This is a genomic window from Staphylococcus caledonicus, from assembly GCF_016238465.1.
GTDB classification, from domain to species: domain Bacteria; phylum Bacillota; class Bacilli; order Staphylococcales; family Staphylococcaceae; genus Staphylococcus; species Staphylococcus caledonicus.
In genome coordinates, this window is sequence record NZ_JABTXV010000013.1 from 1 (window position 1) to 1531 (window position 1531).

Genomic DNA, 1531 nt, shown 5'->3' on the forward strand with positions numbered 1-1531 from the left:
ATCGTAACTCGCCGGTTCATTCTACAAAAGGCACGCCATCACCCATTAACGGGCTCTGACTACTTGTAAGCACACGGTTTCAAGTTCTCTTTCACTCCCCTTCCGGGGTACTTTTCACCTTTCCCTCACGGTACTGGTTCACTATCGGTCACTAGAGAGTATTTAGCCTTGGGAGATGGTCCTCCCAGATTCCGACGGAATTTCACGTGCTCCGTCGTACTCAGGATCCACTCAAGAGAGAATATATTTTCAACTACAGGATTATTACCTTCTTTGATTCAACTTTCCAGATGATTCGTTTAATATATTCTTTTGTAACTCCGTACAGAGTGTCCTACAACCCCAATAAGCAAGCTTATTGGTTTGGGCTCTTCCCGTTTCGCTCGCCGCTACTCAGGGAATCGATTTTTCTTTCTCTTCCTCCGGGTACTAAGATGTTTCAGTTCTCCGGGTCTGCCTTCGGACAAGCTATGAATTCACTTGTCGATAACACGACATAACTCGTGCTGGGTTTCCCCATTCGGAAATCTCTGGATCAACGCTTACTTACAGCTACCCAAAGCATATCGTCGTTAGTAACGTCCTTCGTCGGCTTCTAGTGCCAAGGCATCCACCGTGCGCCCTTAATAACTTAATCTATGTTTTCCACCAGACTCTAAATGTCTATCAAATGATAAACAATTTAAAGTACAAGTTTAAAACCTGTTATTAATCTTGTGAGTGTTCTTTCGAACACTAGCGATTATATTTTTAATGAATTCAAAGCTTTAACACTCTAATTCACTCGGTTTTGCTTGGTAAAATCTAATTTACTTACTTATCTAGTTTTCAATGTACAATCATTTAAATCAATAATCACAATAAAGTATTATACCAAAATATAATATCTTATGCAATCTTCATTTAATTGTTGAATGTTTCAATAAACATTCAAAACTGAATACAATATGTCACGTTATTCCTTCACCTCTACGAGGTGTTCCGAATATATCCTTAGAAAGGAGGTGATCCAGCCGCACCTTCCGATACGGCTACCTTGTTACGACTTCACCCCAATCATTTGTCCCACCTTCGACGGCTAGCTCCAAAATGGTTACTCCACCGGCTTCGGGTGTTACAAACTCTCGTGGTGTGACGGGCGGTGTGTACAAGACCCGGGAACGTATTCACCGTAGCATGCTGATCTACGATTACTAGCGATTCCAGCTTCATGTAGTCGAGTTGCAGACTACAATCCGAACTGAGAACAACTTTATGGGATTTGCTTGACCTCGCGGTTTCGCTGCCCTTTGTATTGTCCATTGTAGCACGTGTGTAGCCCAAATCATAAGGGGCATGATGATTTGACGTCATCCCCACCTTCCTCCGGTTTGTCACCGGCAGTCAACTTAGAGTGCCCAACTAAATGCTGGCAACTAAGTTTAAGGGTTGCGCTCGTTGCGGGACTTAACCCAACATCTCACGACACGAGCTGACGACAACCATGCACCACCTGTCACTTTGTCCCCCGAAGGGGAAAACTCTATCTCTA

General features: G+C 43.4%; 2 rRNA genes. Both read right to left on the reverse strand.

What is annotated here, in order from left to right:
* Positions 1-637: ribosomal RNA gene (locus tag HS848_RS12460) — 23S ribosomal RNA — on the reverse strand; the annotation flags it as partial.
* Between the two features lie 360 nt (positions 638-997).
* Positions 998-1531, reverse strand: a 16S ribosomal RNA gene (locus HS848_RS12465); the annotation flags it as partial.